The sequence below is a fragment of the Microbacterium sp. genome, from assembly GCF_026393345.1.
Lineage (GTDB): Bacteria > Actinomycetota > Actinomycetes > Actinomycetales > Microbacteriaceae > Microbacterium.
Map to the genome: position 1 here is coordinate 33,788 of NZ_JAPLAI010000067.1, position 16,610 is coordinate 50,397.

Annotated in this window: 15 protein-coding genes and 1 pseudogene; 8 read left to right on the forward strand and 8 right to left on the reverse strand. The window is 71.0% G+C overall.

Annotated features, from left to right (window positions below):
* Positions 1-5: 5 nt before the first annotated feature.
* From NT132_RS13320 to NT132_RS13335, 4 genes are all read left to right on the forward strand, one after another.
* Positions 6-674, forward strand: a complete 669-nt coding sequence (locus tag NT132_RS13320) for a TetR/AcrR family transcriptional regulator (RefSeq protein ID WP_297789843.1) — start codon at positions 6-8, stop codon at positions 672-674.
* Positions 674-1,306 (forward strand): hypothetical protein, encoded by a 633-nt coding sequence (locus NT132_RS13325; RefSeq protein WP_297789844.1) that lies wholly within the window; start codon positions 674-676, stop codon positions 1,304-1,306. Before NT132_RS13320 ends, NT132_RS13325 begins: the two co-directional genes overlap by 1 nt.
* A complete protein-coding gene (locus NT132_RS13330; protein WP_297789846.1) occupies positions 1,303-3,198 on the forward strand; it encodes a YhgE/Pip family protein in 1,896 nt (631 codons plus the stop codon). The genes NT132_RS13325 and NT132_RS13330 overlap by 4 nt, the downstream gene beginning before the upstream one ends.
* A 306-nt stretch (positions 3,199-3,504) precedes the next feature.
* Positions 3,505-4,242, forward strand: a complete 738-nt coding sequence (locus tag NT132_RS13335; RefSeq protein WP_297789848.1) for a phospholipase — start codon at positions 3,505-3,507, stop codon at positions 4,240-4,242.
* Between the two features lie 59 nt (positions 4,243-4,301).
* On the opposite strand, the gene mnhG is transcribed toward NT132_RS13335, so the two are convergent.
* The 7 genes from mnhG to NT132_RS13370 form a co-directional block, all read right to left on the reverse strand.
* On the reverse strand, positions 4,302-4,697 hold the full coding sequence (gene mnhG / locus NT132_RS13340; protein ID WP_297789851.1) for a monovalent cation/H(+) antiporter subunit G: 396 nt from the start codon (positions 4,695-4,697) through the stop codon (positions 4,302-4,304).
* A gap of 4 nt (positions 4,698-4,701) precedes the next feature.
* The gene (locus NT132_RS13345; RefSeq protein WP_297789853.1) at positions 4,702-4,962 is read right to left on the reverse strand and encodes a monovalent cation/H+ antiporter complex subunit F; all 261 of its coding nucleotides are present in this window, start codon (positions 4,960-4,962) and stop codon (positions 4,702-4,704) included.
* Entirely contained in the window at positions 4,959-5,513 is a 555-nt protein-coding gene (locus NT132_RS13350; RefSeq protein WP_297789855.1) for a Na+/H+ antiporter subunit E, read from the reverse strand. Before NT132_RS13350 ends, NT132_RS13345 begins: the two co-directional genes overlap by 4 nt.
* The gene (locus NT132_RS13355) at positions 5,510-7,069 is read right to left on the reverse strand and encodes a Na+/H+ antiporter subunit D (protein ID WP_297789857.1); all 1,560 of its coding nucleotides are present in this window, start codon (positions 7,067-7,069) and stop codon (positions 5,510-5,512) included. The genes NT132_RS13350 and NT132_RS13355 overlap by 4 nt, the downstream gene beginning before the upstream one ends.
* Entirely contained in the window at positions 7,066-7,590 is a 525-nt protein-coding gene (locus NT132_RS13360; protein ID WP_297789859.1) for a Na(+)/H(+) antiporter subunit C, read from the reverse strand. Before NT132_RS13360 ends, NT132_RS13355 begins: the two co-directional genes overlap by 4 nt.
* Entirely contained in the window at positions 7,587-10,490 is a 2,904-nt protein-coding gene (locus NT132_RS13365) for a Na+/H+ antiporter subunit A (RefSeq protein ID WP_297789861.1), read from the reverse strand. Before NT132_RS13365 ends, NT132_RS13360 begins: the two co-directional genes overlap by 4 nt.
* Positions 10,491-10,577: 87 nt before the next feature.
* Positions 10,578-11,630, reverse strand: a complete 1,053-nt coding sequence (locus NT132_RS13370) for a LacI family DNA-binding transcriptional regulator (RefSeq protein ID WP_297789863.1) — start codon at positions 11,628-11,630, stop codon at positions 10,578-10,580.
* Positions 11,631-11,709: 79 nt separating this feature from the next.
* On the opposite strand from NT132_RS13370, the gene NT132_RS13375 reads away from it, so the two are divergent.
* The 4 genes from NT132_RS13375 to NT132_RS13390 are packed head-to-tail and all read left to right on the forward strand — an operon-like array spanning position 11,710 to position 16,491.
* A complete protein-coding gene (locus NT132_RS13375; protein WP_297789865.1) occupies positions 11,710-12,933 on the forward strand; it encodes an MFS transporter in 1,224 nt (407 codons plus the stop codon).
* Positions 12,934-12,964: 31 nt separating this feature from the next.
* Positions 12,965-13,660, forward strand: coding sequence for an endonuclease NucS (nucS, locus tag NT132_RS13380; RefSeq protein ID WP_297789867.1), 696 nt, complete (start codon positions 12,965-12,967; stop codon positions 13,658-13,660).
* Between the two features lie 19 nt (positions 13,661-13,679).
* On the forward strand, positions 13,680-14,360 hold the full coding sequence (locus NT132_RS13385; RefSeq protein ID WP_297789869.1) for an HAD hydrolase-like protein: 681 nt from the start codon (positions 13,680-13,682) through the stop codon (positions 14,358-14,360).
* Positions 14,361-14,400: 40 nt separating this feature from the next.
* Entirely contained in the window at positions 14,401-16,491 is a 2,091-nt protein-coding gene (locus NT132_RS13390; protein WP_297789871.1) for a bifunctional lysylphosphatidylglycerol flippase/synthetase MprF, read from the forward strand.
* Positions 16,492-16,547: 56 nt separating this feature from the next.
* On the opposite strand, the pseudogene NT132_RS13395 reads toward NT132_RS13390, so the two are convergent.
* A pseudogene (locus tag NT132_RS13395) lies at positions 16,548-16,610 on the reverse strand (cold-shock protein); the annotation flags it as partial.

The following is a 16,610-nucleotide window of genomic DNA, read 5'->3' on the forward strand; positions in this document are numbered from 1 at the left end:
CTCGTGTGACGCCCCTGACCGCTCCGGCGCAGACCCTGCTGCCCTCCCTCCCCTCCCGTCCGCGGAAGGATGCGGTCGCCAACCGCGCCGCCCTGCTGCAGGCCGCGCGCATCGTGGTGTCGCGCGACCCTGGTGCGTCCATGGACGCCATCGCCCGCGCAGCCGGCCTCTCCCGGCGCGCCGTCTACGGGCACTTCGCCGACCGCGATGCACTGCTGGGCGAGCTCATCCGCTCCGGCGCCGAGCGCTTCAACGCGATCGCCGAGCAGCTCGACGACGGCGACGCCCCGGCAACACTCGCCCGCCTCGCGGTACGACTCTGGCGGGAAGCGGCGCAGGTACGGCTGGCCGCCTCCCTCGCCCTCGACGACGCGCACGTGACCGCGACCGCCGCCGCGCTCCGGCCGTTGCGCCGTCGGATCCTGTCGATCGTGCGCGCGGGACAGCAGGCGGGAACGATCCGCACCGATCTCGAGGCGACCCTCCTCGCCCGGCTGATCGAGGAGGCCGCACGCGCCGCTGTCGGCCGGCTCGACGCCCCCTCCGCCGACGTTCCCGCGATCGCCGTCAAGGCCGTCCTCGGCATCGCCGGGCTCTCGTGGCGCGAGACCCTCGCGGTCCTGGCCGCGCACCCGGAACTCGAGGCAGAACTCGAAGAACAGGACGCACACTGATGCGCATCGAACTGCAGGGCGTCTCCAAAGGCCGCCAACTGGCGCTCCCCGAGACCTCACTCGTCTACGGCGACGGCGAGGCGCGCCTGGCCCTCGCCGAGACGGAACAGCGTCCCACCGTCCTGGGGCTCATCGCCTCCGGACGGATGCGGCCCGACACCGGACGCGTCCTGATCGACGGCGCCGAGGACAACGCCGCCATCCGCCGCCGTGTCGCCCTCGTCGACGCCCCCGAGGTCTGCGACCCGAATCCGAGCGTCTCGGTCTACGGTGTGGTCGCCGAGGAGCTCATGTTCGCGGGGCGCGGCGCGAACCCGCTGGCTGCCCGCACCTGGCTGTCCCAGGTCGGCATGAGCGACCTGTCCCGCGTCCCCATCGCCGACGTCTCCCCCGCGGAACGCCTGCGCCTGCTGCTGGAACTCACCGTGCTGCGCGAGGGGGTCGAGGCGCTCGTCCTCGTCTCTCCCGACCGCCACGGCGGCGACCCTGTCGTGTGGTGGGAGCTGGCGGAAGAGTTCTCCCATCGCGGCTACGGGGTGCTGGTGATCGCCGGCGCCGCGTCCGGCAGCGTGCTCGATGGTCGGGCACGACGCGCGGACGACGCAGATGAGACCTCGGAGGCGGCACGATGAAGGTTCCCGCGATGCTGATGGCGGAGTTGCGCCGGCTCACCTCCAGCGGAATGTCACGGTTGGCGCTGGTCGCGCTGATGATCGTCCCGGTGCTCTACGGCGGGCTCTACCTGTGGGCCAACCAGGACCCGTACGGTCGCCTCGACCAGGTGCCGGTGGCTCTCGTGGTCGCCGACGAAGGTGCCGTCGTCGACGGCGAGACGACCGCGTACGGCGATCGGGTGGCCGAGAACCTCATCGACAGCGGTGCCTTCGACTGGCGGCGGATGGATGCGGCCGAGGCGGAGACCGCGCTCGACAAAGGCGAGGTCGACTTCGCGGTGACGATCCCGACGGACTTCTCCGCCGCGCTCGCCTCCGCCGGCGGCGAGCAACCCCACCAGGCGACCCTGATCCTTGCGACCAACGACGCGAACAACTACCTGGCCACCACGATCGGATCCCAGGCCATCGAGAAGATCCGCAGCTCCGTGGCGGAGCTCGTCGGCGAGCAGGCGGCCCGGCAGCTGCTCGACGGCCTCGCCGACGCCCGGTCCGGGTTCGCCACCGCGGCCGACGGCGCCTCGCAGCTCGCCTCCGGCACCGTCACCGCCGCGGACGGCGCGACGCAGCTCGCCGACGGTGCCGCCCAGCTCGACAGCGGCACGGCGGAGCTGGCCTCCGGCACCGCGACCCTCGCCGACGGCGCCGCGCAGGCCGCGAGCGGTGCGTCCCAGCTCTCCTCGGGTGCCTCGCAGGTCGCGGCCGGCGTCTCGACACTCGACGGCTACGCCGATGAGGCGGCCACGGCCGCGCAGTCCGTGGTCGACACGCTGCCCCAGACACGCGCCGCCATCGCCGCGCAGCTGGTGACGCTCGGCCTGGCGCAGTCCGAGATCGACGACATCCTCGCCCGACTCGATCCGCTCGGCACCCGCATCACCGAGGCCAACACGACGGTGCAGTCCGCGGCGGGGCAGATCGATGCGCTCGCCTCCGGCGCCGCGCAGGTCTCCAGCGGGGCGGCGCAGCTCGCCGCCGGCACGTCCCAGGTCGCGAGCGGCGCCGCATCCGCCGCATCCGGTTCCGCCGCGCTGCACACGGGCGCTGCCGCGCTCAGCACCGGGGCGCGGTCGCTCGACGACGGACTCGCTCAGCTCGTCTCGGGGGCGGACCAGTTGCAGAGCGGCCTCGAGGACGGCGTCACGCAGATTCCCGCATCCGATGCGGAGCTCCGCGGCGATCAGGCGGCCACCATCTCGGACCCGGTCGCGATCGAGTCGAAGAATGTGGCGGCCGCAAACGACTACGGTGCGGGGCTCGCACCGTTCTTCGCCGCACTGGCGGGATGGATCGGCATCTACGCGCTGTTCCTCATCGTGAAGCCGATCTCGCGCCGCGCCGTCACCGCGCTCCACTCCCCGTTCCGGGTGACGCTCGCCGGCTGGCTGACGCCCGCGGTCCTGGGCGGCGTGCAGATGGTGGCGCTCTTCGGGGTCCTCGCGCTCGCGCTGGGGTTCTCGTTCGCGAATCCGCTTGCGACGCTCGGCATCATGGTGCTCGCGTCGTTCGTGTACGCCGCGATCATCCTGGCGCTCAACGTCTGGCTGGGATCGGTGGGGCAATTCCTCGGCCTCGTGCTCATGGTGCTGCAACTCGTGACGGCGGGCGGAACCTTCCCGTGGCAGACGCTGCCGGCGCCCCTCGCGGCACTCCACCACGTGCTGCCGATGGGCTACGTCGTCGACGCGATGCGTCAGCTCATGTACGGCGGCGACCTCGCGCGGATCAGCGGTGACGTGACCGTCCTGCTCACCTGGATGCTGGGAGCGCTGGTGGTCGCCGCGATCGGTGTGACGCGGATGACACATCGCCGGACGCTCCGCGATCTCGCGCCCAGCCTCATGGGCTGACCGCTCACCGAGACTGCTTCTGCGCGCCAAGACTGCGGGGTTACTCCGCTGCTTCGGCGCGCAGAAGCAGTCTCGCGGTCAGCGTCGCGGTCAGCGGGCGGCCAGGGGGCGGCCAGGGACCGGTCAGGATCGTCGCCTAGCGTGGCCGGGTCCACCGCGACCGACCCGAGGTCCGGCGGATGCCCCGGATGCGGCGACCCGCGCCGCATCGTGTGCGTTCCGACGCGCCCCGGGGCGCCCGACCCGTGCCCGCCCGCCCGCCTCCCGGCGGCCCGGCCCACGGGGAAGCCCGAACAGAGGAGCCCTGTGCGCCCCCGCACGTCCGCATCCGCCGCATCCCCCCACCTCCACCTGTCCTCCGCGTCCCCCCGCACCCTCGCCATCGGTGCCGCCGTCCTCGCCGCCGTGGCCACCCTGTTCGGCGTCACCAACGCCGACGCCCTCGAACCCGCCGACTCGACCGCCACCGTCTTGCGCGCGGTCGACACCGACGCCGACTTCTTCGTCGGCATCGCCCGCGCCACCGCCGCGTCCGCCGCCGGCAAGATCGACACCACCTCGCTCGAGGTGCAGATCGCACAACTCGACGACGCGGACACCCTGAACCCCCTCACGGTCGACGCGCTGACCGACCAGCTGCGCACCACGACCACACAGACCGCCGCCGCCCTGACGGTGTACGAGCAGCAGCAGGCTGCCGCCGCCGCTGCCGCCGAAGCGCTGGCGCAGGCCAACACCCCCGACGGCGCCCGCGCCACCGCCCGCGCGATGGCCGCGGAGCGCTACGGCTGGGGCGACGACCAGTTCTCCTGCCTGAACTCGCTGTGGCAGAAGGAATCGAGCTGGAACTTCCAGGCCGAGAACTCCAGCAGCGGCGCCTACGGCATCCCGCAGTCGCTGCCGGGCTCGAAGATGGCGACCGTCGGCGCCGACTGGCAGACGGTCGCTGCGACCCAGATCGCCTGGGGCCTCGACTACATCTCGCGCGCCTACGGCAGCCCCTGCTCCGCGTGGTCCCACTCCCAGTCCACGAACTGGTATTGACGCCCCGCCCGTCCGCATCCGGGTGACGCCAGCCGGCCCGGACGAACGCCCGTCGGACGTCAGCCGCCGGCGCCGGGCGGGGTGCGGCGGGAGTCGGCGAGCTCGTCGACGTACAGCGAGCTGCGGTCGACCGTGCCGTTGCGGTACGCCTGCCGCCCGACCATGTGCGCCGACAGCGGGGCGGTCGCGAGCTGGAACAGCACCACCGGGATGAGGAACGCCACCACGGGCCAGGACCGCAGCGACAGCGCGATCGCCAGGCACACCAGGATCAGCCCGAGCACCTGTGGCTTCGTGGCGGCGTGGAGCCGCGTCGGAACGTCGCGGAACCGCACCATCCCGATTGCGGCGGTCAGGCACAGCAGTGCCCCGAGGAGGATCAGCACCAGCGCGGCGCCGTCGAGCCACGCGTCGAGCGGGGTCGTGACGGGGTCGATCGCGTCGAGCAGTCGCATCGCGTCACCGGTCCCTTCGTGCCACGAAGCGGGCGATCGAGATGGTCCCGAACACCCCCACCGCGGCGATGATCAGCAGCACCGGAAGGGTGCGGGTGTGGTGGTTCAGCGCCATGTCGGCGCCCAGCACGCACATCACCTCGGTCAGCAGCACATCCGAGGCGACGGCGCGGTCGAGGATCGACGGGCCCACGATGATCCGCCACACCGTGATGACGGCGGCCGCGGCGAAGACCACGGCGATGACGACGAGCAGGGGATTCATCGCGCTCCCTCCCGGATCCGCTGCACCTGGGCGCGGGATCCGACCGCCTTGACGATACGTCGCTCCCATCGGAGCACACTCGCCCGGTGATGCTCCACGTCCTCGTCATCGTGCACCCCGATCACATGCAGGTACAGGATGCGGCGGTCACGGTCGACGTCGACGATGAGCGAGCCCGGGATGAGGGATGCGGTCACCGCAGTGTGCGCGAGGATCAGGTCGTCGTCGACGAGCAGCGGAACCGCGATCACCGCGGTGCCCGGGTAGCGGCGCGGATCCAGCACCTGCCACGCCACCGTCAGCGAGCCCCGCACCACCGCGGCGAGGAACGTGACGACGAAGACGATTCCGAACCACAGGTTCACCCGGCCCGACAACTCCACCGGCGGCAGCCGGAAGACCCGTGTCACCACGACCGCCGCGATCAGGCCGGTGAGGAAGGCGATGAGGGTGAATTGCCCCCACAGCAGCATCCACAACGCGATCAGCCACAGGAAGAACGGCAGCTGTCGCCAGGTCTGGACGAGAAAGCGCTTCTTGGTGGGGCTCATGAGTCCACCGCGTCTTCCACCTGCACGAGGCGGACGGGGTCCTGCAGCGCGTCGCCGATGCGCACGCATACGTCGTAGAGGGGTCCGGCGAACACGGTCAGCGCGACGGTCACCGCGACCATGCCCGCCGTTGCGGCGGTCATGACCCGAGGGATGGCGCGGCGCTCGGTCTGCACCGAAGCCTCCGGAGCGTCGTGCAGGTAGGCGACCCGCGCCTCGGCCTCCGTCTCGTCGGGGGCGTCGTCCTCCCGCCAGAAGCCCATGTTCCAGGCCCGCATGAGGGCGTACAGGGTGAGGAGGGAGGTGATGACACCGGCCACGATCAGCACGATCATGAGCGGCGTGCCTTCGGCCGCGGCGGCGTCGAACAGCGCGTACTTGCCGATGAAGCCGGAGAACGGCGGCAGCCCGCCGAGGTTCACGGCCGGGATGAAGTACAGCACGGCGATCACCGGGGCCGTCCGCATCAAACCCCTGAGCTTCGTGATGGAGGTGGTCCCGGCCCGGCGCTCGACGAGTCCCACCGCGAGGAACAGGGTGGTCTGCACCACGATGTGGTGGACCATGTAGTAGATCGTGGCGCCGATGGCAGCGGGCGTCGCGATCGCGATCCCGAACACCATGTAGCCGATGTGGCTGACGAGCGTGAACGACAGGATGCGTTTGAGTTCGGCCTGCGCGACCGCACCGAGGACGCCGACGATCATGGTCGCGAGCGCGACGATCAGCAGCAACGTGTTCACGTCGTTGTCGGCGAACAGCTGCGTCTCAGTACGGATCATCGCGTACACGCCGACTTTGGTCAGCAACCCCGCGAACACCGCGGTGACCGGCGCGGGCGCCGTCGGGTACGAGTCGGGTAGCCAGAACGACAGCGGGAACACGGCCGCCTTGATGCTGAAAGCGAGCAGCAGCATGAGATGCAGCACGAGCTGCACGTCCTGCGGGATCTCCGTCATCCGCTCGGCGATCTGCGCCATGTTGACGGTGCCGAGAGCACCGTAGATCATCGCGATCGCGGCGAGGAAGAGCACCGACGACACCAGCGAGACGACGATGTAGACGATGCCGGAGCGGATGCGCGCTTCCGTGCCCCCGAGAGTGATGAGCACGTACGAGGCCACGAGGAGGATCTCGAACCCGACGTACAGGTTGAACAGGTCGCCGGCGATGAAGGCGGTGAAGATGCCGGCCGACAGGATCAGGTACGACGGGTGGAAGATCGAGACCGGAGTGTCGTCGTCGCCGTCGGCCGCGCCCTGGCCCACCGAGAAGAGGAGCACCGCGAGCAGCACGATGCTCGAGACGAGCACGAGGAGAGCGGCGAGCCGGTCGACATAGAGGACGATCCCGAACGGCACCGGCCAGCCGCCGACCGCCACGGCGAGCGGCGCGCCGGCGTCCACCGTGACCAGCAGCACGGCCGCGATGACCGAGACGGCGGTCAGCGTGGTGATCGACACCCCCACCTGGATGCGGCGGTGGCGGCCGAAGATGAGGGTTGCGGCCGCGCCGAGCAGCGGCAGCGTGACCAGCAGCGGGACGAGGGCGGTCATGCCTGGCCTCCCTCGGGGCCGCGATCGGTCGGCGCATCGTCACGGATGCCCGCGACGTCCGCGCTGCCGAGCACGGTGATCGGGGACGTGTCGACATCGACGAAGTCGGTCGTGGCGTCGTCGTCCTCGTCGGTGATCTCCTCGTCGATCGCCTCGTCCGCCTCGGCACCGCGGGCGCGGACGGCCATGTCCTCGACATCGTCCTCGACGGTGTCGGCCTGGCCGAGCTGCCAGGACCGGTAGATGAGGGCGAGGAGGAAGGCCGAGACGGCGAACGTGATGACGATCGCGGTGAGGGTGAGCGCCTGCGGCAGCGGGTCGGAGAACGCATCCTTCTCCCCGGCGCCGAAGAACGGGGCGAGGCCGGGGCGGCCCATGACGATGAGCAGCAGCAGGTTCGCCGCGTTCCCGAGCAGCAGGAAGCCGATGAGGACGCGGGTGAGGCTGCGTTCCAGCATCGCGTACACGCCGCAGGCGAAGAGGACGGCCATGACGATGATGAGGACGAGCGAGACGTTCACGGCACCCTCACCCCCTCGTCGCGCAGTTCCTGCGTCTGCCGGTCGACCTCGGCGCCGAGGCTGCGGAGCACGTCGAGGACGAGTCCGATGACGACGAGGTACACGCCGATATCGAAGATCGTCGAACTGACGAACTCGATGTGACCGAGCACCGGGATGTCCGCCTCGAAGAAGGCACTCGTGAGTGGCGGCGCACCGAACAGCAGCGGCACGAGGGCGCACCCGACGGCGAGGATCATCCCGACGCCCAGGAGGCGCCCCGGATCGGCGGGCGCCGCCGCGCCCAGTTCATGTCGCCCACCGGCGACGTAACGCATGACCAGTGCCATGCCGGCGATGAGCCCGCCGGCGAACCCGCCGCCGGGCAGGTTGTGTCCGGCGAACAGCACGTACAGCGACACGATGATGATCGAGTGGAACAGCACCCGCACGATGATCTCGAGCAGGATGGATCTGTTCTCCGGGCGCACCCGCTGACCGCCGAGGAGCCACGCGCGCTGCCCGGTGACGCCGGCACCCTGCGGCCGGATGCCGTCGTCGGTCTCCAGGAGCAGCCGACGGGACCGCACCTGCTGCAGCGGCCGGGTGAGGTCGGAGAGCGTGTCGGAGCGGTGGGTGACGAACACGAGCGAGGCGACGCCGGTCGCGGCGAGGATGAGCACGGAGAGCTCGCCCATGGTGTCCCAGCCGCGCAGGTCCACGAGGGCGACGTTGACGACGTTCTTGCCGTGACCGAGGTCGTAGGCGAGCTCCGGGAACGCGACCGAGATGGGTTCTGCGACGCGGGCGCCGGTGGCCACGATCGCGACCAGCGCCATGGTCAGGCCGACGCCGACGGCGAGCACCGCGCGGGCGATCGGGGCCACCGATTCGTTGTGCTCCCCCATGCGCGCCGGGATGCGGCGCAGCACCAGGGCGAAGGCGACCAGGGTGACCGTCTCGACGAGGATCTGCGTGAGAGCGAGGTCGGGGGCGCCGCTGGTGGCGAACAGCAGCACCATGCCGCTGCCGGTGACGGCGACGAGCACCACGCCGGTGTACCGCTTCCGGGCCTGCACCGCGACGATGCCCGCGATGATCATGATGGGCGCGATCGCGAGCTGCGTGGGTGACTGCCAGGCGTCGAGGTCGGTCCGCCAGTCACCGCCGGCGAGCAGTGCGGTGCCCTGCGACGCCACGAACACGATGAAGATGGTGCCGACGTACAGCGGCAGCGATCCGCGCTGGGTGAAACTCGTCGTCGCGACCGCCGCGCGAAGGACGCCGCGGATGGTGACGTTGTAGGCGTCGACCGCGGTGAACGGCAGCATCCGGGCGCGGTCGACCCAGCGCACCCGCAGGGCGAGCCAGAAGACGAGGGCCCCGAGCAGGATCGTCAGCACCGAGATGCCGAGCGCGGGTTCGAGACCATGCCACAGCGCCAGATGCGCGACGTGGTCGCCGTGAACGGGGATCGTGTCGGCGTAGCCGGCGAGCGCGGTGTCGAGCCACGGCGCAGCGAGTCCGCTGACCAGGGTGAGGGCGGCGAGCAGCACCGGCACCGCCACGAAGCCCTTCGGCGGGCGGGGCCACGGCGTGGGCTCGCGGCGCGCGCCGTCCGCGTCCCGCTTGGTCCAGAAGGCTCCCCAGACGAACCGGATGCCGTAGGCCACGGTGAGAGCCGACCCCAGGGCGACGCCGACGAGCGCGACGATCCCCCACGCCGACCCCTCGTCGAGGAGCGCGGTGAGCGCGCCTTCTTTCGCGACGAAACCGATCGTGGGGAGGATCCCGGCCATCGAGGCGACGGCGACCATGGCGAACGCCGCGAGCACGGGAGCCTGACGACCGATGCCCGACAGTTCGCCCACGTTGCGGGTGGAGAGCTGGTGGTCGATGATGCCGACGACGAGGAAGAGCGACGACTTGAAGAGGGCATGGCTGAGGAGCAGCGCCAGGCCCGCGAGCGCCGCGTCGCGGGTGCCGAAGCCGAGGACGACCGTGAGCAGGCCCAGCTGGCTCACCGTGCCGAAGGCGAGAATGCGTTTCAGGTCGGATTCGCGCAGCGCCTGGATGCCGCCGAGAAGCATCGTGAGCACGCCCAGCGTGATGACGACCGGGCGCCAGGGCGCGGCCACCGCGTACACGGGCGCGAATCGGGCGATGAGGTAGATCCCGGCCTTCACCATGGCCGCCGCGTGCAGGTACGCGCTCACCGGGGTGGGGGCTGCCATGGCGCCGGGCAGCCAGAAGTGGAACGGGAAGATGGCGGACTTGCTGAGCGCCCCCACGAGGAGCAGCACCAGTGCCGCATCCACGACCGGGCCGGTCGGCGCCTCGGCGAGGATCGTCGACAGGCTCGTCGTGCCGGACTCCACGACGAGCAGCACCACGCCGATGAGCATGACGAGCCCGCCGAGCGACGTCACGAGTAGGGCCTGCAGGGCGGCACGCCTGCTCGCACCACGGGCATGGTAGAAGCCGATGAGGAGGTACGAGAGCACGCTCGTGATCTCCCAGAACATGACCAGCACCACGATGTCATCGGTGAGGACGAGCCCGTACATCGCCCCGGCGAAGGCGAGCAGTACGGCGGCGAACTGGCCGAGCCCGGTCTTCTTTCCCGCGAAGTACCAGCGGCAGTAGATCATGACGAGGGCACCGACGCCGGTGACGATCAGCGCGAGGACCCATCCGAGCGTGTCCATCCGCATCGACAACGAGATGTCGAGGCCGGGGATCCACGCGAAGCTCTCGAACGGCGTCTCACCGGCGATGACGGCGGGTCCCTGCGCGGCGGTGTAGCCGAACGCGACCGTCGGCAGGATCGCCGCGACGAGGAAGGCGCGGGAGCCGAGGCGCCCGACCAGCCACGGCACGATCAGCGGGACGAGGGCGAACGCGGCGAGGAGGGCCAGCATCGGGCCTCCTCGGGGTCGTCGGCCGGTTACGTGCGGCGCGAACCGGACTCAGGCGATCGGGGTGTCGGGGCCCAGTCTACGTGACGGCTATGAGCGGGGCGGCGGCGGGGCAGAGGTGTCCCCGCGCCGGAACGTGGTGGTGAGGTGGATGGATGCGGGCATTGCATCGGCCAGCATGGCCGTGATCGCGGCGCCCGCGGCGCGCCCCTTCGCCGCCGCCGGCTGCACCATGGTGGTGAGAGTCAGCGGCGCGATGCCGTCGGCCGAGATGCCGTCGAAGCCGGTCACCGAGATGTCTTCGGGCACGCGGAGACCTGCGTCGCGGATCGCACGGACCACGCCGACAGCGAGCAGATCGCTCTGCGCGATGACGGCGGTCGGCCGCGGCTGCTGGGCGAGCACGGCCTGTCCCGCGGCGTAGCCCTCGTCGACGAGGCTGCTGCGGGTGACGTAGATCCGCGCGTCGGGGAAGACGTCGCGGACCCCCGCGAGCCGGTCGCGCGTCACGTCCACGGTGATCTCCCCCGCCGTGACGCCCTCCGCCCAGCCCGCCTCGCGCCGGGCGTCGAGGGCGAGGGTCACGGTCACGACGTCCTCGTGTCCGAGCTCGCGGAGGTGATGGGCGATGGCCGCCTGTCCCTCGCGGTTGTCGAGGCGGATCTGCGGCACGCCCTCCCCCGCATCGCCCTCGATGACGACGACCGGGAGGCCGCGCGAACGGACCACATCGAGGGCGTCCCGCATCCGGGTGCTGCATCCGATGAGGACGACGGCGTCGACGGGGGCGGAGTTCAGCGTCAGTTCGCCCTCCGCGGCGTCATCGCGCAGGAGGAGCAACCCGGAGCCGAGGTCGGCCAGGGCGTCCGCGAGGCCATCCATCATCACGGTGGTAACCGGGTCGAGGAACGCCGTGCCGAGCCGGTCGCCGAACACGACACCCACGATGCCCGATCGACCGCGGCGCAGGGACGCCGCCCGCGGGTCGGGCCCGGTGTACCCGAGGGATGCTGCCGCCTCGATCACCCGCTGCCGGGTCTGCTCCGACACCGGTGTCTTGCCGCTGAACACGACCGACGCCGTCGAGGCCGCGACGCCTGCCTCGCGCGCCACGTCGGCGATGGTGGCTCTGCGCACGCTCATGGTCCGATGGTAGCCGGGATCGACTCGAATCGATTCGGCCTTCGGTGGTGCAATCGAATCGATTCGGTACAGTGGTCGGGTGGATACCACCCTGACCCGCTCCCAGTACGTCCGCTGGCGCTCGGCGATCTTCGCGATCTTCCTGACGAGCGGGCTCAGCATCGCCACCTGGGCCTCCCGCGTGCCCGCGATCAAGGATGCACTCGACATCAACCGGTCCGAGATCGGCGTGCTGCTGCTCATCGGCGGCATCGCCTCGATCCTCGGCCTGTCGGTCAGCTCCCTCGTGCTCGCCCGGCTCGGCGCCCGCCGCGGCATGCTCGTGATGATGATCACGTTCGCGATCGGCATCGCGCTCATCGGCATCGGCACGGACCTGCTCGGGTCGCTGCCGCTCGTGCTCCTCGGCCTCGTCCTCTGGGGCTTCGGCAACGGCTGCCTCGACGTCATGATGAACGTGGAGGGCGCGGCGATCGAGGCGCAGTCGGGGAAGACGATCCTGCCGCTGTTCCACGCCTTCTTCAGCTTCGGCACGGTCCTGGGTGCGGGCCTCGGCGTCGTGCTCATCTCGGCCGGACTCTCGGTCGTCACCCACCTCGTGATCGTCGCCGCCGTCATGGCCGTGGTCGCCGTGGTCGCCGTCGCTCACGTCCCGGTGCGGGAGGCCGCTCAGGATGAGCCGGTCGCCCATGCCGGCTGGCGTGAACGCTTGTCGGTCGCCCTGTCGGCCTGGAAAGAGCCTCGCACCTACGCCCTCGGCGTCGTCATGCTGGGGATGGCATTCGCCGAAGGCGGTGCCAACGACTGGCTCGCTCTCGGTGTGGTCGAGGGTCACGCCGCCCCGGAGGAGCTCGGCGCGCTCGGCCTCACCGTGTTCTCGGTCGCGATGACGGTGGTCCGCGTCTTTGGCGGGCCGCTCGTCGACCGCTTCGGGCGCGTCGCGGTGCTGCGCGTGCTGTCGGTCGCCGCGACCGCCGGCATCCTGTTGTTCATCCTCGCCCCGACCCTTCCGCTCGTCTGCGTCGGCGCGGCGCTGTGGGGCATCGGCGCATCGCTCGGCTTCCCCCTCGGCATGTCGGCTGCCGGCGACGACCCGGCCCGAGCCGCTGCGCGCGTCAGCGCCGCCGCAACCATCGGCTACGTCGCCTTCCTCGCCGGCCCTCCGATCCTCGGGCTCATCAGCGAGCACATCGGCCTGCTGAACACGCTGTTCATCGTCGTCGCGCTGGTCGCCGCATCCGGGTTCTTCTCCGCCGCCGCACGCCCGCTGCCCGGCACGACCGTCGGCAGCGGCCACCACTGAGCGGCGCCCCCGGCGCGGGTAGGCTCGACGAGTGCGTCTTGTCATTGCCCGTTGCTCCGTCGATTACACCGGTCGACTCACCGCGCACCTCCCCCTCGCGACACGACTCCTGGTACACAAGGCCGACGGCAGCCTGCTCGTCCACTCCGACGGCGGTTCGTACAAGCCGCTGAACTGGATGAGCCCGCCCTGCCGCCTCGAGGTGCAGCAGCCGGACGAGGATGCGGCGAGCATCGGCGTCATCGAGCAATGGCGGGTGACGCACACGAAGACCGGTGACGCACTGCTCGTCCACCTGCACGAGATCCTGCACGACTCGGCCCACGAACTCGGCGTCGACCCGGGTCTCGTGAAGGACGGTGTCGAAGCCGACCTGCAGCGGCTGCTCGCCGGGCAGGTGGAGCTCATCGGCGACGGCCTGAGCCTGGTGCGCCGCGAGTTCCCCACCGCGATCGGCCCGGTCGACCTGTTGCTGCGCGACCCGGCCGGCGGCACGATCGCCGTCGAGGTGAAGCGCCGCGGCGACATCGACGGCGTAGAGCAGTTGACCCGCTACCTCGAGCTGCTCGGTCGCGACCCGCACCTGGCGCCGGTGCGCGGGGTGTTCGCCGCGCAGGAGATCAAGCCGCAGGCGAAGGTGCTGGCCACCGACCGCGGCATCCGGTGCGTCACGCTCGACTACGACGACATGAAGGGCACCGCCTCGGGCGCACCGCGGCTGTTCTGACTCGCGATACCGTGGAGCAGTGACCCTCCGCTCCCCCTTCTCCTGCATCCTCTGGGACGTGGACGGCACTCTCGTCGACGCCTCCGACGGAATCCTCCGCCGCCTCACCATCACACTCGGCCACTACGGCCTGCCGGCACCGACCCGCGCCGAGCTGGTGCACTGGATCGGCCCGCCGATGCACGAGTCGTTCCAGCGGCAGGCGGGGATGACCCCGGAGCAGGCGACCGAGGCGGTGGCCTTCTACCGCGTGCTGGGGAAGGCCGACGGGTACACCACCGACGTGAAGATGTACCCGGGCCTCGCACAGCTGGTGGCCGACCTCGATGCGGCGGGGGTGCCGCAGGGCACCGCGAGCTCGAAGCCGGAGATCCAGGTGACGGCCCTGATGGAGCATTTCGGCCTCGCCGAGCACCTCACCGCCATTACTGGCGCGACCATGGACGAGAAGACGCTGGCGAACAAGGCCGACATCGTCGCCGAAGCGCTGCGCCGGCTCGAAGCTGCCGGCGTCGATGTGTCCCGGCCGGTGCTCATCGGCGACCGTCACCATGACGTGGACGGCGGCGCCGCGAACGACGTGCCCGTCATCTTCGTGCGCTGGGGGTTCAGCTGGCCCTACGAGGCCGACGGGGCGCAGGCCGCGGTCGACGACGTCGACCAGCTGCGCGCGCTCCTCCTCGTCGACGACCCCGCCTGACCCACGATCGCGGAAAACACCCGTCGCTAGGGTGAAGCCCATGACGGATGCCGTGCGCCCGCGCCCCACCACGCGCCCGACCGCGCTCGCCGTGATCCGACGCATCCCGGCGACGCTGTCGCTCGTCGCACTCCTGCTCGTGGTCGGCGTCGTCACGACCGCGCTGTGGTCGCCGTTCGATCAGAACCCGCTGTGGGACATCCTCGCCTACGGCCTGCCGGCCTTCGATGCGGGGCGCTGGTGGACGCCGATCACCGGGACGTTCCTCGCCGCGAAGCCGTGGATCTACCCCATCGTCGTCGCGGGATTCTGGGGGATGGCCTACCTGGAATACCGCCGCGGCACCCGCGTCGCGCTGGCGTACTACGCCGTCGGGCAGCTGTTCGCGGTGCTGGCCGCGGCGCTCGGCGTGTGGCTGCTGTCGATGACCGGCTGGCCGTGGGCCGTCGCACAGGCGGCGATGCTGGACGTCGGCCCCTCCGGCGGGGCGATGGCGTGCATCGCGGCGGCGATCACCCTGTTCGCGCAGCCCTGGCGGGTGCGCGGATGGCTGGTGCTGCTGGCCTTCGTCACCGTCATGATGGTGTTCTGGGGGAACCTCGACGACATCGAGCACCTTCTCGCCGTCCTCCTCGTCCTCTTCGTCGACCGGTCGCTGCGCATCCAGCGCACCACCGTGCGTGAGCAGCGCCTCGTCGCCTTCATCGTCCTGGTGACCCTGGGCGTGATGGAGGTCATCGTGCTGCTCGTGCCCACCGATGGCCCCTTCGGGTCGTCCGCCCCCGTCTCCGGGTCGTTCTGGGACGTCGCGATCGACGTCGCCGTGATCGCCCTGCTCGCCCACGGCCTGCGGGGCGGTCGCCGGTGGGCCTGGGTGCTCGCCGTGGTGCTCACGGCGCTGAACATCACGGCGTTCGTCACCCTCATCGTGCTGATGAACACCCTCGGCGTCGCCGCGATCGAGGATGGCATCGACGGCGACGTCTCGCTGACCCTCGCGACGAGCGCCCTGTGGGTTCCGTTGCTGGTCTATCTGATCTGGGTGCGGCGGGCGTTCCGCGCCCATCGGGGTGCCGCGCTCGGCACCGCGCCCGAGCCCACCCGCGACGAGGTGCGCGAGCTGCTCCGCCGGCACGGCGGCGGCACGCTGTCGTGGATGACCACGTGGGACGGCCTCCGGTACGCGCGCACCGGAGCGGGGATCGTGGCGTATGCCCGGCGGTCCGGCGTCGCGCTGGCCCTGGCCGACCCGCTCGGACCCGAGGGGACCCGTGCGGAGTCGGTGCAGGCATTCATCGCGGACGCCGAGCGTGCGGGACTCGTCCCCTGCTTCTTCAGCGCGGGTGAGACGACCCGGGATGCGGTGCCGGAGAGCTGGCGCAGCCTCATCGTCGCGGACGACACCATCGTGGACCTCCCGGGCCTGCAGTTCACCGGCAAGGCGTGGGCCAGCATCCGCACCTCCCTCAACCGTGCCGAGCGGGAGGGCGAGACGTTCCTGCTCACGCACCTGCGCGATGTCAGCTGGGGCGTGCGTGCGCAGCTGCGCACCATCTCGGAGGGCTGGGTCGGGGACAAGGGGCTACCCGAGATGGGGTTCACCCTCGGGACGCTCGCTGAGGCCGACGACCCCGCGGTGCGCGTCGCGGTCGCCCTCGCCCCCAACGGCGACGTCGACGGGTTCCTGTCGTGGTTGCCGGTCTACGGCGAGGCCGGCACCGTTCGCGGGTGGACGCTGGATCTCATGCGCCGTCGCGACGGCGGCTTCCCGCCGGTGATGGAGTACCTCATCGGGTCATCGGCGAAGGCGTTCTCGGAGGAAGGGGCCGAGATCATGTCGCTCTCGGGGGCCCCGCTCACCCACGAATATCCGGCGGACGCCGGCGTCATCGCCGGGCTGAGCGGCAAGCTCGCCGAGGCGCTCGAACCGGTCTACGGGTTCCGGTCTCTCCACCGGTTCAAGGAGAAGTTCCACCCGCGGTACGAGACCATGTACCTCCTGTACCGCGACGAGAGCGACCTCACCCGCATCGGGCTCGCGCTGACCCGGGCGTTCCTTCCCACCGCGACGCTCGGCCAGCTGGCCGGCGCGGGGCTGGAGCTCGTCCGCGGCGGCGGCTCGCCGGACTGACCCGGGCGCGACGAAGGGCCGGGACGAAGCGTCCCGGCCCTTCGTGTGAGGAGGCTTTAGAGCGGGCGAATGCTCGCGGCCTGCAGACCCTTGGGGCCCTGCTCGACCTCGAACTCCAC